Annotated in this window: 23 protein-coding genes; 22 read left to right on the top strand and 1 reads right to left on the bottom strand. The window is 41.3% G+C overall.

Features of this window, described 5'->3' with window-relative positions; genetic code table 11:
• Positions 1-6: 6 nt before the first annotated feature.
• The 19 genes from spoIIIAF to ABOA58_RS17845 all read left to right on the top strand — a co-directional run bounded on the left by spoIIIAF (position 7) and on the right by ABOA58_RS17845 (position 20,038).
• Entirely contained in the window at positions 7-615 is a 609-nt protein-coding gene (gene spoIIIAF, locus ABOA58_RS17935; protein ID WP_350299447.1) for a stage III sporulation protein AF, read from the top strand.
• Between the two features lie 7 nt (positions 616-622).
• A complete protein-coding gene (gene spoIIIAG / locus ABOA58_RS17930) occupies positions 623-1,294 on the top strand; it encodes a stage III sporulation protein AG (RefSeq protein WP_350299446.1) in 672 nt (223 codons plus the stop codon).
• A 14-nt stretch (positions 1,295-1,308) separates the two neighbouring features.
• Positions 1,309-1,902, top strand: a complete 594-nt coding sequence (locus ABOA58_RS17925; RefSeq protein WP_137016195.1) for a SpoIIIAH-like family protein — start codon at positions 1,309-1,311, stop codon at positions 1,900-1,902.
• Between the two features lie 614 nt (positions 1,903-2,516).
• On the top strand, positions 2,517-3,008 hold the full coding sequence (gene accB, locus ABOA58_RS17920; protein WP_350299445.1) for an acetyl-CoA carboxylase biotin carboxyl carrier protein: 492 nt from the start codon (positions 2,517-2,519) through the stop codon (positions 3,006-3,008).
• A 14-nt stretch (positions 3,009-3,022) separates the two neighbouring features.
• Positions 3,023-4,375 carry an acetyl-CoA carboxylase biotin carboxylase subunit gene (accC, locus tag ABOA58_RS17915; protein WP_101222529.1) on the top strand — a complete coding sequence of 451 codons (1,353 nt, stop codon included), beginning with the start codon at positions 3,023-3,025 and terminating at the stop codon, positions 4,373-4,375.
• Between the two features lie 37 nt (positions 4,376-4,412).
• Positions 4,413-4,817: an Asp23/Gls24 family envelope stress response protein gene (locus ABOA58_RS17910; protein ID WP_222620245.1), complete on the top strand. Its 405-nt coding sequence runs from the start codon at positions 4,413-4,415 to the stop codon at positions 4,815-4,817.
• Positions 4,818-5,278: 461 nt separating this feature from the next.
• A complete protein-coding gene (nusB, locus tag ABOA58_RS17905) occupies positions 5,279-5,671 on the top strand; it encodes a transcription antitermination factor NusB (RefSeq protein ID WP_101222528.1) in 393 nt (130 codons plus the stop codon).
• A 69-nt stretch (positions 5,672-5,740) separates the two neighbouring features.
• On the top strand, positions 5,741-6,616 hold the full coding sequence (gene folD / locus ABOA58_RS17900) for a bifunctional methylenetetrahydrofolate dehydrogenase/methenyltetrahydrofolate cyclohydrolase FolD (protein WP_101222527.1): 876 nt from the start codon (positions 5,741-5,743) through the stop codon (positions 6,614-6,616).
• 131 nt (positions 6,617-6,747) lie between these two features.
• On the top strand, positions 6,748-8,100 hold the full coding sequence (gene xseA / locus ABOA58_RS17895; protein ID WP_350299444.1) for an exodeoxyribonuclease VII large subunit: 1,353 nt from the start codon (positions 6,748-6,750) through the stop codon (positions 8,098-8,100).
• Positions 8,097-8,330: an exodeoxyribonuclease VII small subunit gene (locus ABOA58_RS17890; RefSeq protein ID WP_034308286.1), complete on the top strand. Its 234-nt coding sequence runs from the start codon at positions 8,097-8,099 to the stop codon at positions 8,328-8,330. Before xseA ends, ABOA58_RS17890 begins: the two co-directional genes overlap by 4 nt.
• 1 nt (position 8,331) lies before the next feature.
• Entirely contained in the window at positions 8,332-9,225 is an 894-nt protein-coding gene (locus tag ABOA58_RS17885; RefSeq protein ID WP_350299443.1) for a polyprenyl synthetase family protein, read from the top strand.
• Positions 9,226-9,475: 250 nt separating this feature from the next.
• Positions 9,476-11,368, top strand: a complete 1,893-nt coding sequence (gene dxs, locus ABOA58_RS17880) for a 1-deoxy-D-xylulose-5-phosphate synthase (protein ID WP_101223461.1) — start codon at positions 9,476-9,478, stop codon at positions 11,366-11,368.
• Between the two features lie 4 nt (positions 11,369-11,372).
• A complete protein-coding gene (locus tag ABOA58_RS17875) occupies positions 11,373-12,200 on the top strand; it encodes a TlyA family RNA methyltransferase (RefSeq protein ID WP_350299442.1) in 828 nt (275 codons plus the stop codon).
• Between the two features lie 325 nt (positions 12,201-12,525).
• Entirely contained in the window at positions 12,526-12,975 is a 450-nt protein-coding gene (gene ahrC, locus ABOA58_RS17870; RefSeq protein WP_034308279.1) for a transcriptional regulator AhrC/ArgR, read from the top strand.
• Between the two features lie 22 nt (positions 12,976-12,997).
• Positions 12,998-14,713: a DNA repair protein RecN gene (recN, locus tag ABOA58_RS17865; RefSeq protein WP_350299441.1), complete on the top strand. Its 1,716-nt coding sequence runs from the start codon at positions 12,998-13,000 to the stop codon at positions 14,711-14,713.
• 162 nt (positions 14,714-14,875) lie between these two features.
• Positions 14,876-16,168: a SpoIVB peptidase gene (spoIVB, locus tag ABOA58_RS17860; protein WP_137016179.1), complete on the top strand. Its 1,293-nt coding sequence runs from the start codon at positions 14,876-14,878 to the stop codon at positions 16,166-16,168.
• A gap of 329 nt (positions 16,169-16,497) precedes the next feature.
• Positions 16,498-17,289: a sporulation transcription factor Spo0A gene (gene spo0A / locus ABOA58_RS17855; protein WP_137016177.1), complete on the top strand. Its 792-nt coding sequence runs from the start codon at positions 16,498-16,500 to the stop codon at positions 17,287-17,289.
• Between the two features lie 353 nt (positions 17,290-17,642).
• Entirely contained in the window at positions 17,643-19,232 is a 1,590-nt protein-coding gene (locus ABOA58_RS17850) for a DUF342 domain-containing protein (protein ID WP_350299440.1), read from the top strand.
• 71 nt (positions 19,233-19,303) lie between these two features.
• Positions 19,304-20,038: a glycerophosphodiester phosphodiesterase gene (locus tag ABOA58_RS17845; protein ID WP_350299439.1), complete on the top strand. Its 735-nt coding sequence runs from the start codon at positions 19,304-19,306 to the stop codon at positions 20,036-20,038.
• 321 nt (positions 20,039-20,359) lie between these two features.
• Here ABOA58_RS17845 and ABOA58_RS17840 read toward each other — a convergent pair whose 3' ends face one another.
• A complete protein-coding gene (locus tag ABOA58_RS17840) occupies positions 20,360-20,596 on the bottom strand; it encodes a DUF2627 domain-containing protein (RefSeq protein ID WP_063233102.1) in 237 nt (78 codons plus the stop codon).
• 207 nt (positions 20,597-20,803) lie between these two features.
• Between ABOA58_RS17840 and ABOA58_RS17835 the strand changes: the two genes are divergently transcribed.
• From ABOA58_RS17835 to lpdA, 3 genes are all read left to right on the top strand, one after another.
• Positions 20,804-22,861: a sigma-54-dependent Fis family transcriptional regulator gene (locus tag ABOA58_RS17835; RefSeq protein WP_350299438.1), complete on the top strand. Its 2,058-nt coding sequence runs from the start codon at positions 20,804-20,806 to the stop codon at positions 22,859-22,861.
• Between the two features lie 368 nt (positions 22,862-23,229).
• Positions 23,230-24,327, top strand: a complete 1,098-nt coding sequence (gene bcd / locus ABOA58_RS17830) for a branched-chain amino acid dehydrogenase (RefSeq protein ID WP_350299437.1) — start codon at positions 23,230-23,232, stop codon at positions 24,325-24,327.
• Between the two features lie 131 nt (positions 24,328-24,458).
• Positions 24,459-25,880 (top strand): dihydrolipoyl dehydrogenase, encoded by a 1,422-nt coding sequence (gene lpdA / locus ABOA58_RS17825; protein ID WP_350299436.1) that lies wholly within the window; start codon positions 24,459-24,461, stop codon positions 25,878-25,880.
• Positions 25,881-25,889: the final 9 nt, after the last annotated feature.

Genomic DNA, 25,889 nt, shown 5'->3' with positions numbered 1-25,889 from the left:
GGCTTGGTGAGTTTTTTAGCTGGCTGGGTATCCAACATCATCATATTTGTATTGCTGGCTACTGTGATCGATATGCTTCTTCCGAATTCAGCTTTACAGAAGTATGCCAAAATGGTTATCGGGCTTTTATTGATTGCGATCATCATCACTCCTATATTGGGATTATTCAATAAGGATTTCGATGATATTCTCACTGCGGCTACTAGTGAATTTGAAGATCAGAAAAAAAAAGATTTAGGAAATTTGACAGAAATGAAGAAAAAAGAAATACAAGCAGCACAGGGTGCATATATTTTAGAACAAATGGCTGTCCAATTACAGACAGAAGTGGAAGAGGAGCTGATGGTGGATTATAACATGAAGATTAGTTCAATTGATGTAGGGGTCAAGAATGAGGAAGAACCTGGTGTTGATGATCTGCAGAACATAACCATCTCATTGGAAAAGGCAGAAGGGAAAGAAAACTCGGAGATAGAGGCAGTAGCGAAGGTTGATATCAATGCAGAAAGCCCATCCACTTCAAATGATGCCAATCTGGATGCTGTCAAAAGGTTTCTGGCAACAAGTTGGTCTGTTGATGAAGAGATCATTGAAATCGCCGGGGAAAGGAAGTGACTGAGTATTGAACAAAGACAAAGGTCCATTATCCTGGCTGCAAAAACTATTAAATAAAGACCCTGACCAAAAAGAGCCTAAGGAAAAAAAACCTTCCCTGTATGTCTATGCTCTAATAGTTGTCCTTTTGGGATCGGGAATCATGATGGCCGGGAATTTGTTAACCACCAACCAGACGGGACAAACATCTGAAGTGACGACTGTATTCAATAATGATAAACAGCAAAATGATGAAGAGGATGTTGAAACATTCGGTCAGAAGAAATCAGAATTCAAGACTACAAAAGACTATGAAATATATCTACAGAATGAAATGAAGGAAGCGCTTGAATCCATCGCAGGCGTCCAGGATGTAAAAGTCGTAATCTACGTCGATGCATCCGAGAAGAAAGTATATGAACGAAACAAAGTCACCCAAAAACAAGTCACTGAAGAAACCGACCAGGAAGGCGGCAAAAGGACGGTCGAAGACACATCGGTTGATGAACAGCTCGTTTTGGTCAAGAGCGGTGAGAAAGAAGGACCGATCATTTCGGAAACGAAAAAACCTAGTGTACGAGGAGTCCTGGTAGTTGCAAAAGGGGCCGAAAACATTCAAATAAAGAAGTGGATCATCGAGGCTGTCACACGCTCACTTGATGTACCGAGTCACAGGGTTTCTGTCATGCCTAAAAAATAAGGGGGAAAATCTACATGTTATTAAAAAAACAAACCGTTTGGTTATTGACTATGCTAAGTTTGGTCGTTGTGCTTTCAGTCTATTATTTAACCGCTCCTGAAGAAAATGCCGCCGATATGACGTCAACAGAGCAAATGGAACAGGAAGAAAATAAAACTGAAAGCAAAACAGAGAACAAAGCGGATACAAAAGGGGAAACTAAAAGTGAAAAAGAAACGTCCAAGAATACAGAAGGTTCCTCTGTAACCATTGCATCTGGAGATGAGTTCGAATCCTTAAGGATGCAGATTGAAGATGAACGGGCGAAGCTGAATGAAGAATTGACTGCAAAGATGGGCAATACAGAATTATCAGCTGAAGAACGAGACGAGGCTTATGCAAAAATCGAACAATTAAGTGAAACGAAAGTAAAAGAAAATATCATCGAAAACTTAATTGTTGCCATGGATTACAATGCCGCACTGGTCCGGGTGGACGGAACGGATGTAAAGGTGAGTGTCAAGGCCGATAAACAAACGAAAACAGAGGCTAATAACATTATCCGCCTCGTAAGGAAAGAAGTGAGCGATGCGCAAAATGTAGTGGTCGACTTCCAACCGGAAAAGTAATCACATACAGAACGCTGATACAGAACAGTGCAACATCCTAAAAATTTGAAAGCCTTCCTTAATAAAAAAAAGGGAGGCTTTTTATTATGATTTTTTTAACTATCTCAAACCGGGAAACTTTAGAGGAAAAGTTTTTTTATGTCAATTGATATCAGGAACGCAAATAGAATCGGTGATAATGATCCTCCGTAATATTCTAGAAAAGTAATTATAGTGGATATTATTGCTGATTTTCTACGAGTGAAATGCAAAATTCAAGAGAAAGCGTTAAGGTGCCCCAGTTGAAAAATATTCACAATATTATAATAAAGGTGTAATATAAAAGTATGGATAACAAGTTACAACTAATCTATCATTGAATTTGTATAAGCTAATATTGTATGATGTTAGAAGCTGGTCATAAACTTTTCAATTCTCTAAGGGAAACAATATTTTGAGAAAGTGAAATATCTGTTATAATACAGATGAGGTTTGTATTCAGTTTATTCGCATTCGCATAAAGAAAGCGGCTACTTTGTGCAGTATTGGACAAAGTAGGATAAGCTAAGGGTAAGGTTACATAAAATATTATTGCCTCACAAACTCATATTAAATTAGACAAGGGGTGCCACAAAATGAAAGTGCAAGAAATTCGTGAAATTATTAAGCTAGTCGATCAATCAAATATCAATGAATTCGTTTTTGAAAATGAAGGAACGAAAATTAAATTGAAAAAAACTGAAACGGGTACAGTATTACACCAAGCAGCAGCTCCAGCAGTTGTTCAAACCAATGCAGCTGTAGAGGTCAAGCCCGCAGCGGCTCCTGCCCCTGAAGTACCGAAAGCTGTTGAACCTGCAAAACCGGCTGCAGCAGACACTGAAAATTTACATAAAATCACTTCTCCGATGGTCGGGACATTCTACCAATCTCCTGCACCGGATTCACCTGCATACGTAAAAACAGGCGATAAAGTAACAGGGGATTCCATCGTCTGCATCGTGGAAGCCATGAAGCTTTTCAATGAAATCGAAGCCGAAGTAAGCGGTGAAATCGTTGAAGTCCTTGTAAAAGAAGGCCAGCTTGTAGAATATGGTCAACCATTATTTTTAGTAAAGCCGGAATGAGGAGCTGTTTCTAAATGATTAAAAAGGTATTAATTGCCAATCGCGGGGAAATTGCTGTCCGAATCATCCGGGCATGCAAGGAATTAGGAATCGAGACTGTTGCGGTCTATTCAGAAGCAGATAAAGAAGCATTACATGTTCAACTTGCGGATGAAGCATATTGCATCGGTCCTAAATTATCAAAAGACAGTTATTTAAATACAACGAACATTATCAGCACAGCCAAGAAAACGGGATCCGATGCGATTCACCCGGGATATGGCTTCCTTGCTGAAAATGCTGACTTTGCTGAGCTATGCCGTGAATGCAATATCATTTTCATCGGTCCTAGCCCAGAAGCAATCAATAAAATGGGAACAAAGGACGTAGCAAGGGAAACCATGCGCAAAGCTGGTGTACCGATCGTTCCAGGTTCTAAAGGCATAATTAAGGATACGGATGAGGGTGTGGCTTTAGCTAATGAAATGGGCTATCCAGTCATCATCAAAGCTACTGCCGGCGGGGGCGGTAAAGGTATCCGCGTCGCAAGGACGGAAGAAGAGCTCATTAAAGGCATTAACATCACACAACAGGAAGCCGCGACGGCATTTGGGAATCCAGGCGTGTATATTGAAAAGTTCATCGAGGACTTCCGACACGTTGAAATACAGGTCATGGCAGATAATCATGGCAATGCCATCCATTTAGGTGAGCGTGATTGTACGGTCCAGCGACGTTTGCAAAAACTTGTTGAAGAAACCCCTTCACCGGCATTGGATGGTGAAACACGTGCGGAAATGGGGCAGGCTGCAGTTACGGCAGCACTTGCCGTTAATTATTCAGGTGCCGGAACAGTAGAATTTATTTATGACTATGTGAATAGAAAATACTACTTTATGGAAATGAATACACGTATCCAGGTTGAACACCCAGTTACAGAAATGGTAACGGGCGTGGATTTGATTAAAGAACAGATCAAAGTTGCTTCAGGCAGCAAACTATCGCTTTCGCAAGAGGATGTCACTTATAACGGTTGGTCTATCGAATGCCGGATCAATGCTGAAAATCCAGAAAAGAATTTCATGCCTTCCGCAGGTAAGATTCAAATGTATTTACCGCCAGGCGGCTACGGAGTTCGTGTTGATTCCGCGGCATACCCTGGGTACTCGATACCGCCGTATTACGATTCCATGATCGCTAAATTGATTGTCCATGCACCTACTAGGGAAGAGGCAATCGAGAAGATGAAACGCGCCTTAGGTGAGTTTGTCATTGAAGGGATCAGTACCACAATTCCTTTCCATATTAAGTTACTTCAGCATGAACAATTTGTTTCCGGAGAATTTAATACCAAATTCCTTGAAATATATGATGTAATGAACTCATAATGTAAAGGAAGACAGGAGGTGCTTTTGAATGAGTGAAATGGAAGGCCAATTACTCGAAATGAATGATTATAATAGTGGGCTGGGCAAAGTGGAGATCGCACCTGAGGTAATAGAGGTGATTGCGGGTATCGCTGCATCGGAAGTTGAAGGTGTTGCACATATGCGCGGGAATTTCGCCACGGGTGTTGTTGAAAAGCTTGGGAAAAAGAACCACGGTAAAGGTGTTAAAGTGGACTTAACGGGAGAATCCATCAAAGTCGAACTTTATTGTGTCATGAAGTTTGGTGTTTCAATTCCGAAAGTTGCTCAGGAAGTGCAAGATAACATTCGTGAAGCTTTGTTGAATATGACCGCTATCGACGCGGGCGAAGTCAACATTCATGTAGTGGGCATTGCGTTTGAAAACGCTAAACAAGAAGCGGATTACGAACAAGAAGTGTAAGTGGCTTCATTCGATTCGCACCTGCAAAAACCCTGCAAAAACCCGGCAAAAAGCCGGGTTTTTGTTTTTTTGAATGATAACTCCAGATACCCCGTTTTTGAGGCCTGCTTATAATATTAAATTTAAATGAACATAATAAGGACGTGTCTGGAAGTTTCCCTTTAATTCAAGGGTGATTTCTGTTAGAGTGTAAAAGGTGAAATATGAGCATGAAAGCTAGGCATGAGCTTTTTGACACTTTCAAAAAGTATGGGACTGTGTTGGCCGTTTAATTCCGAATGTAATCTTGAATTGTTATCCTGAATCAAGATATTTGAGTCTATTGGCCTTAATTTTAGTGAGATTTAGCTTGTTTTTTAAATAATATAGCGAAAATCTTAATATTTTTGAAAAAATGTTATTTAATGTTCGTTTGTTCTAGCATTTTCATATATAATAGTAGATGTTAAAGGAGTAAGATTATGAAAAGAAGAGAAGCCCGTGAAAAATCCCTTCAAGCACTATATCAAATAGATATTGCCAACTCGAATGCAGAAGAAGCAATGGAAAGCGTACTGGATGGTGCTCCTACTGATGAATACTTCAAGAAATTAGTAATGGGGATAACGGAAAATCGTGAACAAATTGATGGAATGATCAGGGACAATTTAGAGAATTGGACGTTGGAAAGACTGGCGAACATTGATCGGAATTTACTGCGGATCGCGGTTTATGAAATGATTCACAGTGAAGATGTTCCTGTAAGTGTTGCAATGAATGAAGCTATTGAAATTGCTAAGAAATTCGGTGATGATCAATCGAGCAGCTTTGTAAATGCCGTTTTATCCAAAGTGAAGGTGAAAAGCGGCAGCTAAAGCTGCAGCCTTGAACAAGGATTCTCTCAGCAATTTCTTTAGCAAAATTAACTTGGGAGGAATAAACACATGTCAGCTCAAATCATTAATGGTAAAGAAATTGCAGAGTCAGTTAGGCAGGAAATCAGTAAGGAAGTTCAACAGTTACGTGAAAAAAATATCGTTCCGGGTTTGGCTGTAATCCTGGTCGGTGACAATCAAGCATCACAAACCTATGTGCGCAATAAGCAAAAGGCCTGTGAGGACTTGGGCATGCATTCCGTATTAATTAAAAAGCCTGCGGAACTCTCTCAGGAGGAATTAATTCAGAGCATTGCTGAATTAAACCAGGATGACAGCATTCATGGTATATTGGTGCAGCTGCCATTGCCTGGACATATTCAGGAAAAAGCGATCATTGAAGCGATTTCCCCTGAAAAGGATGTAGATGGATTCCACCCTATTAATATTGGGCGGATGATGACGGGACAGGATGCATTTTTACCTTGTACTCCATACGGCGTCATGGTGATGCTTGAGTATATCGACTATGACCTTGAAGGTAAGCATGTTGTTATCGTAGGGAGAAGTAATATCGTCGGAAAACCAGCCGGACAATTGTTTTTGAATGCAAATGCAACCGTTACATACTGTCATTCAAGGACAAAGGATCTTGCATATTATACCAAGCAAGCCGATGTCGTTGTGGCAGCTGTCGGAAAGAGGGACACGATCACGAGTGACCATATTAAAGAAGGCGCAGTCGTCATTGACGTCGGAATGAACAGGAATGATGAAGGGAAGCTTTGCGGTGATGTGGCGTTTGATGAAGTGAAAAATAAGGCTTCATACATTACACCTGTTCCTAAAGGCGTTGGTCCGATGACGATTACGATGCTTATGAAGAATACGGTCAAATCTGCTCAAAAAGCACTTGAACTGAACAAGCAAGCATTAAAAAGCTGAAAAAAACGTTAAATTATTTTAAAGAAGCGGACCTCTTGTTTTATAATAACGGGAGACCGCTTTTTTTTTCCATTCATGGATCAATAGGTGAGTTTTCTTTATATCCGATTTCCATCGGAAGGAGACATTATATGAGCAACCAACAATATTTGAGTGTGTCGGCTTTAACGAAGTACATCAAAAGGAAATTCGATGCCGACCCCCATTTGCAAAATGTATACATAAAAGGTGAAATTTCGAATTTTAAACAACATACAAGCGGACATATGTATTTTACTTTAAAGGATGAGAAGGCCCGACTTCTTTCCGTTATGTTTGCCGCCAATAATAAAGGGATGAAATTCCTGCCTGAAAATGGTATGAAGGTACTTGTTAAGGGCGATATATCATTATATGAAGCTGGGGGACAGTATCAGCTTTATGTGAAAAGCATGGCCCCTGATGGTGTGGGGGATTTGTATCTTGCTTATGAACAGCTGAAGAAAAAGCTGGAGGCGGCAGGTTTGTTTTTGGCGGAACATAAGAAGCCGATCCCGCAGTACCCTAAGTCTGTAGGAGTCATAACATCCCCGACCGGAGCTGCATTAAGAGATATCCTGATAACCATCAAGCGAAGATATCCAATCGCCAGAATCATTGTTTATCCAGCACTTGTACAAGGGAATAATGCCGCTAAATCGATTGCCAAGGCAATTTCAATGGCTAACGCAAGGGCGGAAAGCGATGTTCTCATTGTCGGAAGGGGTGGCGGGTCGATCGAGGAGCTATGGGCCTTTAATGAGGAGATAGTGGCTGAATCGATTTATGATTCCGATATACCGGTAATTTCTGCTGTCGGTCACGAAACTGATTTTACCATTGCTGATTTTGTCGCCGATATGCGTGCTCCAACACCAACTGGTGCAGCAGAGTTAGCGGTTCCTCACTTGAATGAAATACTCGAACGCCTGATGAACCGCAAAAATCGGTTGACCCGCTCCATTCAAGAAGCGGTTAATTTTGAACGAACCCGTTTGACCAGGATGGAGAGGTCTTATGCTTTCCGTTATCCGCATAAAATGTATGAACAGAAGCTGGAACAGCTAGACAAGACGATGGACAGGCTAGGGAGGACCAGCACGCGATATTTCATGAAAAAGAGAGATGAGCTGAATCAGCTGAACGATATTCTGAAAAAGCAGCATCCTGAACAAGCGGTGAAAAATGCGAAAGATGAATTGCGGCAGCATGCAAAGGTTTTACGTAGGGCCATGGAAGCCATCTATCGGCAAAAATCACAGCAATTCGTTCATATTACAGCCACTTTGTCTGCCCTCAGTCCATTAAAAATTATGGAACGGGGCTATGGATTGGTTTTTACTGAGGATGAGACATTAGTGAAAAGTACACAGCAAGTATCCAAAGGGGATAAGATAGCGGTTTCGATAAAAGATGGAACCCTTGAATGTGAAATTAAAGGAATAAAGGAGCGGATTGAACCATGACAAAAAAACAGGAAGCTACATTTGAAGAAGCGATGGAGAATCTCGAAAAAATTGTAGAACAGTTGGAAGAAGGCGATGTGCCCTTGGAAGAAGCCATCTCCATATATAAACAAGGAATGGACTTATCAAGGCTTTGCCATTCAAAGCTTAAGGCTGTTGAAGATCAGCTGACTCAAATTTTACGCGAAGATGGGGAACTTGAAAACTTCGCTGTACAGGAGGAAGAATGACATGGGTACGGCGTCCTTTGAAATGTTTTCTAAAGAATATAAAACGGTTATAGAACGGGAAATCGTGGAATATGTCAATAAACTTAAAGCACCGGCAGTGGTCAAAGAAGCCATGATCTATTCACTGGAGGCAGGGGGGAAACGGATTCGCCCGTTATTGGTCTTTGCGGTTCTGGAGGCCTTTGGGAAAAGCTTGAGGATCGGGATTCCTGCAGCGGCTGCCATTGAAATGATCCATACATATTCTTTGATTCATGACGATCTTCCGGCGATGGATGATGATGATCTCCGCCGCGGAAAACCGACGAACCATAAAGTGTTCGGTGAAGCGGTGGCAATACTGGCAGGTGATGCGCTTCTTACATATAGCTTTCAATTGGTGACGGATATGATCGATCCCGAGGTGACGGCTGAAATGAAGCTGAGTCTTGTAAGTGAAATTGCGAAGTCTGCCGGAGCCGAAGGAATGGTTGGAGGTCAAGTTGCCGATATGGAAGGTGAAAATAAACAGCTGACCCTTCAGGAATTGGAGTATATCCATGAACATAAAACAGGGAAGTTATTGACTGCAAGCATCCTTTCCGGTGCTATATTAGCCGGAGCGAATGAAGAACAGCAACTCCATTTACGTGACTTTGCATACCACCTAGGGCTTGCTTTTCAAATTCGGGATGATATTCTGGATATTGAAGGGTCCGTCGAGTTGATCGGTAAGCCGGTTGGCAGTGATGTGGGTAATCATAAAAGCACATATCCTTCTTTACTTACGCTTCAAGGGGCAAAGGAAAAGTTGGAACATCATATAGAACTTGCCCATGCCGCTTTAGGAAAAACAACCTTACAAACGGGTTTGTTGGATGAACTAACCGATTTAATAGCGAACCGTAACCATTGATTGAGCTAAATTTGTTATCAATTGAGGTTTTATGGTATACTCATTGTGCAAAAATATGTGAAAATCAAAATGAATTTTTTATTTGAGATACGTGATAAAATAGGTATATTAAGCCGCCGAAATCACCTGGGTGTTGGCGGCTATTTTTTAACTTAAAACCAATTTTTCGGTCAAGTCCCCCATAGCCCTCTTTTATGAGGCTTTGTTTATAAACTTACAACCGAAAATGACAGAAAGTGAGTGGTCCTGTTTGGATCTTCTATCTATAAAAGACCCTTCTTTTTTGAAGAAGATGAATAATGAAGAACTTGTCGAGTTAAGTGTGGAAGTACGTAAATTCCTTGTGGAAAAATTATCGGTGACAGGTGGGCATATTGGTCCCAATTTAGGTGTCGTCGAGTTGACTATAGCCTTGCATAAAGAATTCGACAGTCCGAATGATAAAATTTTATGGGATGTCGGACATCAATCCTATGTCCATAAGATCCTGACTGGCAGAGCAGGTGAGTTCGACACCTTAAAGAAATACAAAGGTCTTTGCGGTTTTCCCAAAATGATTGAAAGCCCCCATGATGTTTGGGAAACCGGTCACAGTTCGACTTCCCTTTCAGCTGCAATGGGAATGGCGGCTGCCCGTGATATCAAAGGTGAAAATAGTTTTATTTTGCCAGTGATCGGGGACGGTGCCCTAACAGGCGGAATGGCGCTTGAAGCGTTGAATCATATCGGTGATGAAAAAAAGGACATGATCGTTATCCTGAATGATAATGAAATGTCCATAGCCCCTAACGTAGGTGCCCTGCACACGATATTGGGAAGATTGCGTACAGCCGGCAAATATAACTGGGCAAAAGATGAATTGGAGCTGCTTTTGAAAAAAATCCCTGCAGTCGGTGGTAAACTTGCAGCTACAGCTGAACGCCTGAAGGATAGCATGAAGTACTTATTGGTTTCAGGAATCTTTTTCGAGGAGCTCGGTTTCACATACCTTGGACCAGTGGATGGTCATAATTATGAAGAATTGCTGGAGAATTTAAGATATGCCAAGAAAACGAAGGGACCTGTACTGTTGCATGTCATCACGAAAAAAGGCAAGGGCTATTCACCTGCCGAGCTGGATACAACAGGAAACTGGCATGGGACAGGCCCATACAAAATCGAGACAGGCGATTTCGTGAAATCCCCTAGTAAAGGTCCTGCTTGGAGCGCTCTTGTAAGCGATACTGTCAGCAGGCTAGCCCGTGACGATGAGCGGATTGTCGCGATTACACCTGCAATGCCCGTAGGTTCGAAATTGGTGGGCTTTTCTCAAGAGTTTCCTGAGCGTTTCTATGATGTAGGGATTGCCGAGCAGCATGCTGCAACTTTTGCAGCCGGATTGGCAACGCAAAAAATGAAACCTTTCCTGGCTATATATTCAACTTTCCTGCAAAGGGCTTATGACCAGGTGGTGCATGATATCTGCCGTCAGAATTTGAACGTATTCATTGGGATCGACCGTGCCGGATTAGTTGGTTCCGATGGTGAAACGCATCAAGGCGTTTTCGACATTGCTTTCTTACGCCATGTACCGAATATGGTGTTGATGATGCCGAAAGATGAAAACGAGGGTCAGCATATGGTCAATACGGCCTTAAACTATAATGATGGTCCGATTGCTATGCGTTTCCCTCGTGGGAATGGTTGGGGAGTTGTGATGGATACTGAATTACAGCAGATTCCAATCGGTTCGTGGGAAGTTCTTAAAGAAGGAACGGATGCTGCCATCTTAACGTTCGGTACAACGATTCCCATGGCTCTTGAAGCGGCAGAACTGCTCGAGAAAGAGGATTATTCTGTTAAGGTGATCAATGCCCGGTTCATTAAGCCTTTGGATGAGAACATGCTAAGCAGTCTCCTTGGTGAAAAAATGCCTATTTTGACAATAGAAGAAGCGGTTCTTCAAGGTGGTTTCGGCAGTTCTGTACTTGAATATGCCCATGATCAAGGATTTTATGGGGCAATTATAGATCGAATGGGGATACCTGATTATTTCATTGAACATGGAAGTGTCGATGAACTGCTTGAAGAAATCGGTTTAACGACTGAGACAGCCATCAAAAAAATTAAAATGATAACACCCAAAAAAGAAAAAAGGGCCTGACAATATGAAAGTGATGAAAGAAAGAGTAGATGTATTACTTGTAGAACAAGGCTTGGCCGATACACGTGAAAAAGCGAAGCGTATGGTTATGGCAGGTCTTGTCTACGCGAATGAAGAGAGGTACGAAAAACCGGGGGAAAAAGTGCCGGTCGATCTCGAATTTACGATCAAAGGAAAAGTCATGCCTTACGTTTCAAGAGGCGGTCTTAAACTTGAGAAGGCATTAAGGGAATTCGATTTACAAGTGAATGGAAAAATACTGCTTGATATCGGTTCATCAACGGGTGGGTTCACGGATTGTGCATTGCAAAATGGCGCTCTAATGTCTTATGCGCTTGATGTGGGTTATAATCAACTTGCCTGGAAGCTTAGGCAGGATGAGCGGGTTAAAGTAATGGAACGAACCAATTTCCGTTATGTTACACCCGCCGATCTCGATGGGGAGATGCCAAATTTTGCAAGCATTGATGTTTCTTTCATCTCGCTTACGTTAATTTTACCGGTGCTAAAGACCTTGCTCGTCCCGAATAGTGATGTCGTTGCCTTGGTTAAACCGCAATTCGAAGCTGGGAAGGATCAAGTGGGTAAAAAGGGGATTGTTCGCGATTCCAAAATCCATAAACAAGTATTGGATAAGATCATTTCTTTTTCTATAAAGGAAGGCTATGATATTAAGGATGCCTCCTTCTCACCGATTACCGGCGGTGATGGAAATATTGAATTCTTACTTCATTTACACTGGCAAGGGTCCAAGGATGAAGGAGCGATATTGCTTTCGAAAACGGTTGACGACATCGTTGGAGAGGCCCATGCCCAATTTAAAAAAGAATAGTTAGAACTTTGTATGGGCTCCTTTGGCTGAATGGTTGGCTAAAGGAGCTTTTTAACTATACATTGTGGTCATGCACTGAATCATTTAAGGGTGGATACATAAAATAGGTACGTAAAAAATACACTTGTATTCATTTTTAGAGAAAAAGTTGTACAATTGCATAAAAATCCGATAACATTAATATTAGCCACTTTCTAAAGCGGCCTATTTGCACGTATTGAAGATAACGAAGCAATCCCATATTGGGGCAGCTTGCTTAAGTAAGAAATGAAAGTGAGACCATTACCATTAAATGAGCAACAGTTGAGAAGAGGTGCTTCTACTTATGAATAAAGGACAACGACATATAAAAATAAGGGACATCATAACGAATAATGATATCGAAACCCAGGATGAGTTAGTTGAAGAATTGAAATTAGCTGGATACAATGTAACTCAAGCCACTGTTTCAAGGGATATTAAAGAGCTTCACCTTGTAAAGGTTCCTTTGACGGATGGAAGGTATAAATACAGTCTGCCGGCCGACCAACGCTTCAATCCACTTCAAAAATTAAAGAGAATCCTTGTCGATGCATTTGTACGCATTGACTCAGCCAACAATTTACTGGTTATGAAGATGCTCCCAGGTAATGCCCAGGCAATCTGCGCATTGATTGATAATTTAAATTGGCAAGAAATACTCGGGACGATCGGCGGCGACGATACTTGTTTGATTATCTGCCGTTCTGAGGAAGATGCAAAGATCATTTCCGGCAAATTCTTGGACATGCTCTAATAATGTTGTGAGGTGACCTAGTTTGTTAACAGAACTATCGATTAGGAATTTTGCGATCATAGACAGCCTGTCCGTTTCATTTGAGAAAGGCTTGACGGTCTTGACAGGAGAAACAGGGGCAGGGAAGTCGATCATAATAGATGCCGTTCATCTTTTGGTTGGGGGACGTGGTTCTGCAGAGTTCATTCGGCATGGTGAGTCTAAGGCCGAAATAGAAGGATTATTCCAAATTGAAGATGAAAAACACCCGGTCTTTGCCAAAGCGGAAGAGTTTGGCCTGGATATGAATGATGGGATGGCGATACTTCGAAGGGACATCTCACAAAGTGGCAAAAGCGTTTGCAGGGTAAATGGGAAGCTTGTAACGATTTCCACTTTACGCGAGATAGGCCGGACATTGATAGATATCCATGGTCAGCATGAACATCAGGAATTAATGGATGAACGACTCCATCTTCCACTGCTCGATCAATTCGGCGGTGAAAAAATCGCATCTGCACTCACTGAATACCAAAAGCTATATAAACGTTATGAAACCGCTTCTAAACAATTGAATGCCTTGAGCCAAAATGAACAGCAAATGGTCCACCGCCTTGATTTGATCCAATTTCAATTCGATGAAATCCAAAAAGCTGATTTGAAGTTACGCGAAGATGAAGAATTGATGGAAGAGCGGAAGAAAATTAATAATTTCGAAAAAATTCATGAAGCGCTGCAAACCAGTTATAATGCTTTAAATGGTGAGCAGCATGCAATTGATTGGCTTTCCGTAGCCATGAATAATTTGGAGGAAGCGGCAGGGCTTGATGAGGGTTTAAAGAATAGCTCTGAAACCGTTTCAAATAGCTACTTCCTGCTTGAAGAGGCCGTGTCAAACATCCGAGACCAATTAGATTCTTTGGATTATGATACAGAGCGTGTGGAATTCATTGAAAGCCGCCTTAATGAAATAAATCAATTAAAGCGAAAATACGGGCGGACCATCGAGGAAATCCTGGAATATGGAGCCGCTATAGAAGAAGAAGTCGAAAAACTGCAAAATAGGGAAACCCATATAGCGAAGCTTGAAAAGGAAATGAAATCCATTAAGGCAGATTTAATTGTCGAAGCAAAGAATCTTTCTGAACTTCGCCAGAACTTCGCTCAGCAGTTAACCAAAAAGATCCATAAGGAATTAAAAGATTTATACATGGAAAAGACAATTTTCGAACCACACTTCCTTCAAACTGCTTATACTTTCGATGAATTGTCAGATAGGGGCATTAATCAATCAGGCCTGGATTCAATGGAATTTTATATTTCCACCAATCCAGGTGAACCGTTAAAACCTCTTTCCAAAATCGCATCTGGCGGAGAACTGTCGAGGATCATGCTGGCTTTGAAAAGCATTTTCTCCAAACATCAAGGCATAACATCCATTATATTTGATGAAGTGGACACAGGTGTGAGCGGAAGGGTTGCACAATCCATTGCCGAAAAGATCTATAAAGTGGCAACTGGATCACAAGTATTGTGCATATCCCATTTGCCACAGGTGGCCGCTATGGCGGATACCCACCTTTTCATAGCAAAAAATGTAAGGGCCGGACGCACGAATACCTCGGTCAAGCCGTTAATTGAAACGGAAAAAGTAAAAGAAATCGGCAGGATGATTTCAGGAGTCGAGATTACGGATTTGACGAAGCAGCATGCCAATGAATTAATCCAGCTGGCCAAAAGGCTGAAGATTACATCATGAAGGGCCGGTTAGAAGATTATTTAAAATTTATCATAAGCATTCATTGTAAAGCTATCCAAAAACGGATAGCTTTTATTTTTTGCACCTGTTATAAATGACTGTCATGAGGGCTAAATTAAAGGTGTAGCCATAAAGTTTCAGAGAGCGAGGAGAGTGAATGGATTGAAATTTATATGGATAAACAGGATCATCGGTGGAATTCTCCTTGTTTCGCTATTAACATTAGGGTTATACCAGCCATCTCGTGAATATTTTTTAATTCCAAATCATCTTGTACTATTTGAAGGAAGTCAATATAGTATTTCCAAATCATTGCCTGTTTCTGCAAAAACTTCGGGATCCAGTGATGGAATTTCGCTTCATGATGAACAAGCCTCGATTACGCTTGGTGCTGAAAAACCTGGTACGAATGAAGTGTTACTCGATGTAGCAGGATTACCTGCCAAAAAGGTCGACATCAGGGTGTTAAAAGACTTTAAAGTCATGCCTGGAGGCCAATCCATTGGAGTAAAGCTTAATACTCTTGGGGTACTCGTAGTAGGTCATCATCTAATTGATACTGCGCAGGGGAAAAAATCACCGGGAGAAAAAGCAAAAATTGAAATCGGTGATATTATTACAGAAATCAATGGTCAGACGATAAAGAAGATGGGGGATGTAACCCCTTTTGTTCAGCAGGCAGGCGAAAAGGGTGAGGCGTTGAATCTTGTCATTAACCGTGATAATGAAGTGCTTCATAGTACCCTATTACCTCTAAAAGATAAGAATGAAGGAACTTACAAATTGGGTTTGTATATCCGTGATTCGGCAGCTGGCATCGGAACGATGACGTTTTACCACCCGGATTCGAAAAAATACGGGGCGTTGGGACATGTCATATCCGATATGGATACAAAAAAGCCGATTGTTGTCAAGGACGGACAGATTGTTCAATCGACGGTCACATCCATCGAAAAGGGAAGCAATGGTGATCCGGGAGAAAAATTGGCACGCTTTTCTTCCAATAAAGAAAAAATAGGAAATATCAATCGCAATAGTCCCTTTGGAATTTTTGGGAAATTAAATCAAGATTTTAAAAATGGAATTAACGATAAGCCACTCCCCATCACCCTTTCCCATGAGGTAAAGGAAGGACCAGCAAAAATCCTTACAGTGGTGGATGGTTCTGAAGTGGAGGAATTCGATGTTGAAATCGTCAGTTCCATACCACAGAAGTTCCCCGCAATTAAGGGAATGGTCTTAAAAGTGACGGATAAGGAATTGCTTCAAAAAACGGGTGGGATCGTTCAAGGTATGAGCGGCAGTCCTATCATACAAAATGGGAAATTAATCGGTGCAGTCACCCATGTATTCGTTAATGATCCTACAAGTGGGTATGGAGTCCATATCGAATGGATGTTAAACGAAGCCGGTATAAATATATACGACAAAGATAATTATGAAAAGGCAAGCTAAGAATCCGGGTATCCTTTTGGATGCCCCTTTTTAATGGAAAGTTATGATTAGCATATATTTTGGGTAGGAATTAAATTGATTTCTTCAAAAAGTAGAGGTTTTTTTGAAACGATGTGATAAAATGATAACGATATGAAGATTTTTCGACAATCGCTTTATTCGAATAGCAAACGAAGTCGAAAACAAGAGATATCCGGAGAATAATATTGAATTCCTTATATTTTTTCAAAAATAAAAGGAATTTAGTTTCCATTGTCGAAAAGTTCAATTACAATAGAATTTAGTCATATAGAAAAAAAGACCAATTGTAGTTGAGGAGGAAATCAAGCGTGAAAAAAATTAAGGTGTGCGTTGTAGATGATAATAGAGAACTTGTTGGCCTTCTGGAAGAATACATTTCTGCACAGGATGACATGGAAGTAATTGGGGTGGCACATAACGGTCAAGATTGCCTGGGTATGCTTGAAAGCGTTGACCCGGATATATTGATCCTCGATATTATCATGCCTCATTTAGATGGATTAGGTGTGCTTGAAAAACTTCGTGAAGTAAAACGGGGTGCCATGCCTAATGTGATTATGCTTACTGCCTTTGGTCAAGAAGATGTAACGAAAAAAGCTGTTGATTTGGGTGCCTCATACTTTATCCTAAAGCCCTTCGATATGGAAAATCTGGCCAATCACATACGTCAGGTAAGCAGTAAAGGGCAAGCAGTTTTAAAAAATCATAGTCAGTTTAGTTATCGTCCCCAAAATGAATCCAAGCCGAAGAACCTCGATGCCAGCATCACAAGCATCATTCACGAGATTGGAGTCCCTGCACATATAAAGGGCTATTTGTATTTAAGGGAAGCCATATCCATGGTATATAATGATATTGAACTATTGGGTTCCATCACCAAAGTTTTATATCCGGATATCGCAAAAAAATACAATACAACGGCGAGCCGTGTTGAACGTGCCATCAGGCATGCGATTGAAGTGGCCTGGAGCCGTGGCAATATAGAATCCATTTCATCACTTTTCGGATATACCGTAAGCATGACTAAGGCAAAACCTACAAATTCCGAATTCATTGCCATGGTTGCCGATAAGCTGCGCCTCGAACATAAAGCTTCTTGACAAGGGTAGGGGGAACACCGATTGTTAAGAGCCAGGGGTAACAATTGACCATATAAAGGCTAGAGCCGCTAAATATAAATAAGAACTCTCCGTCTGGCTGTAAAGGACAGGAAGAAGTTGCTTCGTGATTTTTTCTAATCGGCAACTTTAAATTTTTTACGCTGCCGGTTAAAAAAATTAAACGCCTTTTATTTATTGGATTTTTCAGGAAATCCCATAAATAAAAGGCGTTTTTGTTTGGTTGAAAAGCGGCACGAATTATTTTAGACGATGTTCGGGCTATATAGCTCCTTTTCATAGTTTTTAGATTATAATTATAGGTATATTTAATCATGAGAAAAGGAGGGGAGTAAATGATTTGTGTAAAAAATGAGCATTTTGTATTGGAAGCGGATAGGAACATGGTTTTTATCACCGTTATTCAAAAGGGCTTTTCCATTTTTCAATTGAATCCTATTCTGTTGGATTTTCCACAAATCATGCTGGAGAACGTCAAAGACTTGAAGGATGCACTGACAGAGGCGAGCGGGGAAAGGATTCAAGTGGGAAGACAGAAACCAATCGCGGAGTTGGACATAGCGACTGATAAAATGTCCGCAAGTGTAAAACTCAATTGTTCAGAAAACTACCTGAATGAGAACTATTCAGTAATTATGGGGAGTATTTTAGAGAGTCTTCAATGTGAAGGTATTTCCGAAGGGATTTTAATGCATGTATTGCAAAATGAGCTGAGCATCAAAAATCAAACAATCATTGCTAAAGGGATGGAACCAGTACACGCCAAAGACGCAGTGGTTACCTATTTCAAAAGATCGGACAGAAAACCAGCGGTCCGTGAAAATGGAAAAGCTGATTATTATGATATGCATTTTCTTGATGAAGTGAAAAGGGGAGATTGGCTGGGGGAAAGGATACCGCCATCATCTGGTGAGATGGGAAGGCGAATTACGGGGGAAATAGCCTTGCCCAGGAAAGGAAAGGATAAGAAACTTTTATACGATCAAAAAACGGTTGCTGCTGTCGAGGAAGACGGAAAGATCATTCTAAGGGCATTGATCGATGGTGTGGTGGAATTTAGGGAAGGGAAGATTGCGGTAGGTGATCACCTATTGATTGACGGTGATATAGGCAATAAAACAGGGAATATTGAATTTGATGGAAGTGTGACCATTAAAGGTACGGTTATCGATCATTTTTCCGTGACGGCTACGAAGGATATTTCGATTTTAAGTGAGCTTGGTGTAAGTAATGTGAAGGAAATCAACTCAAGGGAGGGGGATGTATTCATTAAAGGGGGGATATTTGGTAAAGGTGTGTCCAAAATATATGCAGCAAGGAACATTTTTGTGAAACATGCCAACGAATGCCACTTAACAGCGGGGGGAAATATACATATAGGATCATATTCGCTGGGGAGTTTCCTGAAAGCCAAGAATATCTTCACGGATGAAAAGAAGGGAAAATTAATCGGCGGTGTAATTGAAGCGCATGGAAAAGTGAGGGCGGCTGTAATCGGGAATCGAATGGAACGGAAAACATTAATAAATGTGAAGGGATTTGACCGTGAACTCTTAAAAGAACAATTGAATGAGACTTTGCTTTTATATAAATCAATAATAATGAAACTTGAATCAATAAAGGAAAAGCTTGAAGTGTATGAAACGCCTCTTGGAGAATTGACTGGTGAGCAAAATTTTCAATATGAACAAACAACAAATCAATACGAGAGGTTGATGGTTCAAATATATCAATTGGACGAAAAACGGAAGTCAATCATGGATATGCTTGAATCAAAAGGGGAAGGGGAAATTACGATTGGTCAAATGGCTTTTCCGGATACTTGCTTGCAAATCAAAAGCATGCAAAAAAAATTGAATGATTTGACGAAAGGAACCTTCTATGCAGAAAATAATCAGCTGCATTTTATTAGAGTATTGAGCTAGATGAAAATAATTTGCTGTTTCTGTTCATAACATTCGGATATAACCATTATTGAGAGAGGCGGCGTTTCTTCATGACCCTAATCTTTGCACATCGAGGCTCAGCAGGGACACATCCGGAAAATACGATGTCGGCGTTCAAAGAAGCTGCCCGTGTCGGGGCGGACGGTATTGAAACGGATGTCCAGCTCTCGAAAGATGGGGAAGTGGTCATCATTCACGATGAAAAGCTCGATCGGACCACGAATGCCTCGGGATATGTAAAAGACAGGACCTTGATGGAGTTGAAAACCCTTAATGCGTCTTCAAACTATAAGGGTAGATTGGGGAAAGAAAAGATTCCGACACTTGAAGAACTATTTATTTGGCTTGATGAAAATCAGCTTTTTTGCAACATTGAATTGAAAAATACGCTTTTTCTGTATCCAGGTTTAGAAGAGAAAGTCATCCGACTCATCCGTACTTACGAAATGGAGGAAAGGATTATTCTTTCTTCTTTCAATCATTACAGCTTGGTCAATTGCCATCAATTGGCACCTGAACTGGAAACCGCACCTCTTTATAGGGATGGACTATACATGCCTTGGATATATGCCAAGGCAATTGGCGGAAGTGCAATCCATCCAAATATCCGGGCTGCCCCTGATGCACTCATTCAAACATCGGTGAGTATGGGTGTTCCTGTACGGCCATATACCATTAATAAAGAAGCCGAGATGAAGCGATTATTCAATTTGGGATGCAGTGGCATCATAACCGATTTTCCCGAGGCAGCCGTACGGGTCAGGGAAGGATTGAAATCAAGATAAACAAAGAAGGTGCCATATGATACATGGCACCTTCAGTTTGTAGACAAAAGGGGTTCGGTTACCTCAAGTTTTAATAGATCTATTTTAAAACAAAAAAGACTGTAGGCAAAAGGAGTTCTAACTAAAAACATAGTTGATTGGAACGTAAGGTGCGAGACTCCTGCGGGAATAGCGAGTCCAAGGGAGACCCCACAGGCGCAAGTGCGCCGAGGAGGCTCCCGGACCGCCCGCGGAAAGCGAGTGCCTGAAATGGAAATCAACGTCCAAATTTGTACACGCAAAAAGAAGGTGCCATACGAAACATGGCACCTTTTTTTGCGTTTAAAATTTATTGAACCTGCTTTGGACTTTATTTTGCTTTCGATCTCGATGAAGGACGAAGCCTGCGATAAAGGCTATTCCGCCAATCGTGATGAGAAGGCCTATTAAAAATTGCAGCCAAAGGATTGGATAGGGAGGCTGCAGGATACCGAACACCATGTCCCTCATTATTTTTATGCCATAGGCAGCAAAGGCACCGGGTATAAAAAGAATCAAAAAAGCGATTAAACGTTTCATGCGGTCAAATCCCTTCCGAAAATTCCGTCTTTAAAAAATGATAAAGGATATAAATTATTTGTCAAGTTTCGGGAATCTAGATAATGACTGGGAGTTGGCGGCTGTTTTTTTAAAGGGATCCGATATGGTAAAATAGAGTGGAGTATGAAAAAAATTGCAGGGAATGATCTTTTAAAAGGGGTAATTATATCTTAAGGGGGATGGCTGATGCAAAAGGTCATGATAGTAGGGGGAGGAGTGGGAGGGACAACCGTGTTGAAACTCCTATCAGAAAGTGAAGTATTCTCCATTGTTTGTATGGCTGATACGAATGAATCCGCTGAAGGGATGCTTGCTGCAAAGGAATTAAGGATTCCTACAGTGACTAATTGGAGCATGGGATTGGAGCGGGATTTGGACATCATTTTTGATACGACCGGTGACCCGTCTGTCTATAAAAAGATAAAAAGGGACATGGGCGAACAAACGATTCTCATTCCTGGTAGTGTCGCCCTCATTATGACTAAGTTGTTTGAAGAGAAAAATCGTTTAATAAGTAAATTGGAGAATGCCTCGGCAAAAATGGACTTGATCCTCAATACGACCAGTGAAGGGATGGTGGTGATTGATCATGAAGGATTCATCATCATGTTCAATGATAGTGCGGAACGTGCAACTGACACAAAGCGCGAGGATGTGATAGGCAGACATATCAAAGATTTCATCCCTTCAACTGGATTGCTGCGAGTGATGCAAACGAACCAAAAAGAAGTGAATCAGGAAATCACCCTTAGCAATGGAATGGAACTCATAACGACAAGGATACCTCTTGTGAATGCCGATAAGGAAATCATAGGGGCTTTTTCCGTGTTTAGGAATAAAACGGAAGCTGTCCAATTGGCGGAGCAAATTACTGATTTAAAAGAAATACAGACGATGCTCCAGGCGATCATTCAATCCAGTGATGAAGCCATATCGGTTGTGGATGATCAAGGCAGGGGACTTTTGATCAATCCGGCATATACAAGAATCACCGGGTTAACAAAGACCCAAGTGATCGGTAAGCCGGCTTCCATCGATATTTACGAAGGTGAAAGTATGCATATGAAAGTGCTTCAGACAAAAAAGCCTGTTCGGGGTGTCAATATGCGTGTCGGCCCAAAACATAAGGAAGTGATCGTGAATGTTGCTCCAATCATTGTGGACGGGTGCCTGAAAGGGAGTGTTGGCGTCATTCATGATGTATCGGAAATTCAAGCCTTGACCCACGAACTGAATCGGGCAAGACAGATCATCCGTACTTTGCAGGCTAAATATTCCTTTGATGATATAATTGGGGCTTCCGAAGAGATGAAGCTTCCCATTGAACAGGCGAAATTATCGGCAAGAACACCTGCTACTGTCTTATTAAGAGGGGAATCAGGGACTGGCAAAGAGTTATTTGCACATGCCATCCATAATGCGAGCGATAGGAAATTCAATAAATTCGTTCGTGTAAATTGTGCGGCCATCTCGGAATCATTACTTGAAAGTGAACTGTTCGGTTATGATGAAGGAGCCTTTACAGGGGCAAGCAGGGGCGGAAAGGTCGGGTTTTTTGAAGAGGCAAATCAAGGGAGTATCTTTTTGGACGAAATTGGTGAATTACCAGCCAACATTCAAGCTAAATTGCTTCGGGTTTTACAAGAAAAGGAAATCATCAGAGTGGGGGGGACGAAGCCGATTCCCATCAATGTCCGTGTCATAGCCGCTACGAATATCAATCTTGAAGAGGCCATCGCAAACGGATCATTCAGGGAAGACTTATATTTCAGGCTGAACCGCATGCCTATATTCATTGCTCCATTAAGAAAGAGAAAAGAAGATTTGAGAGAATTGGCGGAGCATTTGATTAATAAAATCAATCAGGAGTATGGACGGAGCATAGAGGGAATTACAGCAGCAGCTATACATAAGATGCAAATCTACAACTGGCCAGGTAATGTGAGGGAACTGGAAAATATCTTAGGACGGGCAATCATTTTCATGAAATTGAACGAGACGATCATTGATATACATCATATTCCGGATTTTATCGAAGAGATTCCATTAAAACAAGAGAAATTATTAATGAAGCCTTCTGGCTACGTATCGGGGAAACCGCTCTCGGAGATAATAGACCAGTATGAAGCCGATATCATTCAGCAAGCGTTCCATACCCACAAGGGAAATAAAACACTTACGGCAAAAGCTCTTGGGATTTCTGTCAGAAATCTATATTACAAAATGGAAAAATTAAAACTGTGAAAATTTTTGCACGCAAGTAATTGCGCACTATGAAAAAAACTGCACGGAATTTTCTGATTTATTTTAATTTAAGCGAGACTCCACTTCTAACATGAAATTTTTTTCAATTTGTTATAGGCTATAGTTGCCCAACATAATAACCAGCATCTCCTTTTTTTGGATAAAAACGCTCTCATTATGTATTTTATTGGCATGTTATTTGCATATTTAAAGGTGCATGGGTTTTTCAAGGGAACCATTCCCCATAGGGAAAATATCATGTGAGTAGCGGATTTTATTTAAAATGAACGTAGGAACAAGTAAGAATGAGGAGAAATTCAGTTTTCTCATCTCTGACATGTATTAAAACATCTAGGGAGGATTCCTTTATGGAAATTTTTAAATATCTTGAGAAGTATGATTACGAGCAACTGCTATTCTGTCAGGACAAACAATCGGGTTTGAAAGCGATTATTGCCATTCATGATACAACATTAGGACCTGCGCTTGGAGGCACAAGGATGTGGACGTATGCATCTGAAGAAGATGCTATTGAAGATGCCTTAAGGCTTTCGAGAGGAATGACATATAAGAACGCCGCTGCCGGCTTGAATTTAGGCGGGGGGAAGACTGTCATCATCGGCGATCCGCGTAAGGATAAAAATGAAGAGATGTTCCGTGCATTCGGAAGGTATATCCAAGGGCTGAATGGCCGTTATATAACAGCTGAAGATGTAGGTACAACGGTTGAGGATATGGATCTCATTCATGAGGAGACGGATTTTGTCACTGGGATTTCCCCTGCATTCGGTTCTTCGGGTAATCCTTCCCCTGTTACTGCATATGGGGTATACCGAGGTATGAAGGCTGCTGCAAAAGAGGCATTCGGAACTGACTCTTTAGAAGGCAAGGTAATTGCAGTCCAAGGCGTCGGGAATGTTTCTTATAACTTATGCCGTCACCTTCATGAGGAAGGCGCCAAGCTAATCGTTACGGATATCAATAAAGAAAGCGTGGCCCGTGCGGTTGAATCCTTTGGGGCGACCGCAGTGAATCCTGATGAAATTTATGGAGTCGACTGTGATATCTATGCACCTTGTGCATTAGGGGCTGTCATAAATGATCATACAATCAATCAAATCAAGGCGAAGGTCATTGCAGGTGCTGCAAATAATCAATTAAAGGAACCTGTTCATGGCGATCAAATTCATGAAAAGGGTATTATATACGCTCCTGATTATGTAATTAATGCAGGTGGAGTCATAAACGTGGCCGATGAGCTTTTAGGGTATAATCGGGAAAGAGCCCTTAAGAAAGTGGAAACGGTTTATGATACAATTGAAAGAGTCATCGAGATTGCAAAACGTGATCAAATCCCAACTTATAAAGCGGCGGATAGGATGGCAGAGGAGAGAATTGCTCGCATGAGAAATTCAAGAAGCCAATTCTTGCAAAATGAAAAACATATCTTGAATGGAAGAAAATGAATGTAATTGTACAAGATCTAGATTCCTGTGTTTTTTTAAATAAACACAGGAATTTTCAACATGGATAACGTAATAAACATAGGGCAAGTAAAAATGATGACAATAGTATGTATTTGTGAGGAGGAGCGGTTTTGGCTGAAGAATTTGACCTCGTTATCCTCGGCGGAGGAACAGGCGGGTATGTGGCAGCGATAAGGGCTGCTCAATTAGGATTGAAAACGGCTGTCGTGGAGAAAGGCAAGCTCGGCGGAACGTGTCTACATAAAGGCTGTATCCCTTCAAAAGCACTTTTAAGGAGTGCGGAAGTTTATCAGACTGCAGTGAAAAGTGAGGAATTCGGTGTTGTTACCGGGGATGTAAAGGTAGATTTCCTTAAGGTGCAAGAAAGAAAGAATAAAGTGGTCGATCAACTCTATAAAGGTGTCCAGCACTTGATGAAACAAGGAAAGATAACGGTTTATGAAGGGTTAGGACGTATACTTGGTCCTTCTATATTTTCACCGATGCCTGGGACAATTTCCGTGGAAATGAATGATGGCAGTGAAAATGAAATGCTCATTCCTCAGAATGTCATCATTGCCACCGGTTCGCGTCCGAGGACACTGCCCGGTTTGGCGATTGATGGGGAATTTGTGCTTACATCGGATGAAGCTCTAAAGCTTGAGAGCCTGCCAAAATCAATGATTATTGTAGGCGGTGGAGTTATCGGCATTGAATGGGCTTCGATGCTCAATGATTTTGGTGTGGAAGTGACAGTACTTGAATATGCAGATAGAATCATCCCGACTGAAGACCAGGATATTTCAAGTGAAATGCTTCGTCTCCTAACGAAAAAAGGCGTCAAGTTCGTTACAGGTGCCAAGGTATTGCCTGAAACCCTGAAAACGGATGCTTTAGTATCCATTTCTGCTGAAGTCAAAGGTTCGGTAGAGGAATTCACTGCTGAAAAAATGCTTGTTTCCGTAGGCAGATCAGCAAATGTTGAAGGGATCGGCCTTGAAAATACGGAAATTGTGAAAGAAAAAGGTTTTATTGAAACCAATGACTTCTTCCAAACGAAGGAATCACATATCTATGCAATCGGTGACTGTATCGGCGGTCTGCAATTGGCTCACGTTGCCTCCCATGAAGGTATTATGGCCGTTGAACATATCGCAGGCCAAAAACCGGAACGGCTGGATTATTCGCTCATTTCAAAATGTGTGTATTCAAGCCCTGAAGCTGCAAGTGTCGGCTTGACTGAAGAACAGGCAAACAAGGAAGGCTATGACCTTAAAATTGGGAAATTCCCATTCCGTGCAGTTGGCAAGGCCCTTGTTTTCGGGGAAGCGGATGGTTTTGTCAAAATCATCGCTGATAAGAAAACGGATGATATACTGGGCGTTCATATGATCGGACCACATGTTACGGATATGATTTCAGAAGCGGGACTTGCAAAAGTGCTTGATGCAACACCTTGGGAGATAGGCAAGACAATTCATCCGCACCCAAGTCTTTCTGAAGCAATCGGAGAGGCGGCGCTTGCTGTCGATGGACGTGCCATTCATTCATAAAGAATAAGG

The organism is Peribacillus frigoritolerans, from assembly GCF_040250305.1.
Classification (GTDB): Bacteria; Bacillota; Bacilli; order Bacillales; family DSM-1321; genus Peribacillus.
The sequence above is the reverse complement of the archived record's forward strand: the minus strand, read 5'-3'. Positions and strand labels throughout refer to the sequence as shown.

Excerpts from the sequence above, each read along its gene's own strand:
- ABOA58_RS17835 (WP_350299438.1), top strand. The coding sequence starts at position 20,804 with ATGCAAAAGGTCATGATAGTAGGGGGAGGAGTGGGAGGGACAACCGTG.
- ABOA58_RS17885 (WP_350299443.1), top strand. The coding sequence starts at position 8,332 with ATGGGTACGGCGTCCTTTGAAATGTTTTCTAAAGAATATAAAACGGTT.
- accB (WP_350299445.1), top strand. The coding sequence starts at position 2,517 with ATGAAAGTGCAAGAAATTCGTGAAATTATTAAGCTAGTCGATCAATCA.
- xseA (WP_350299444.1), top strand. The coding sequence starts at position 6,748 with ATGAGCAACCAACAATATTTGAGTGTGTCGGCTTTAACGAAGTACATC.
- ABOA58_RS17845 (WP_350299439.1), top strand. The coding sequence starts at position 19,304 with ATGACCCTAATCTTTGCACATCGAGGCTCAGCAGGGACACATCCGGAA.
- ahrC (WP_034308279.1), top strand. The coding sequence starts at position 12,526 with ATGAATAAAGGACAACGACATATAAAAATAAGGGACATCATAACGAAT.
- accC (WP_101222529.1), top strand. The coding sequence starts at position 3,023 with ATGATTAAAAAGGTATTAATTGCCAATCGCGGGGAAATTGCTGTCCGA.
- ABOA58_RS17910 (WP_222620245.1), top strand. The coding sequence starts at position 4,413 with ATGGAAGGCCAATTACTCGAAATGAATGATTATAATAGTGGGCTGGGC.
- nusB (WP_101222528.1), top strand. The coding sequence starts at position 5,279 with ATGAAAAGAAGAGAAGCCCGTGAAAAATCCCTTCAAGCACTATATCAA.
- folD (WP_101222527.1), top strand. The coding sequence starts at position 5,741 with ATGTCAGCTCAAATCATTAATGGTAAAGAAATTGCAGAGTCAGTTAGG.
- ABOA58_RS17875 (WP_350299442.1), top strand. The coding sequence starts at position 11,373 with ATGAAAGTGATGAAAGAAAGAGTAGATGTATTACTTGTAGAACAAGGC.
- ABOA58_RS17850 (WP_350299440.1), top strand. The coding sequence starts at position 17,643 with ATGATTTGTGTAAAAAATGAGCATTTTGTATTGGAAGCGGATAGGAAC.
- ABOA58_RS17840 (WP_063233102.1), bottom strand. The coding sequence starts at position 20,596 with ATGAAACGTTTAATCGCTTTTTTGATTCTTTTTATACCCGGTGCCTTT.
- ABOA58_RS17890 (WP_034308286.1), top strand. The coding sequence starts at position 8,097 with ATGACAAAAAAACAGGAAGCTACATTTGAAGAAGCGATGGAGAATCTC.
- bcd (WP_350299437.1), top strand. The coding sequence starts at position 23,230 with ATGGAAATTTTTAAATATCTTGAGAAGTATGATTACGAGCAACTGCTA.
- ABOA58_RS17925 (WP_137016195.1), top strand. The coding sequence starts at position 1,309 with ATGTTATTAAAAAAACAAACCGTTTGGTTATTGACTATGCTAAGTTTG.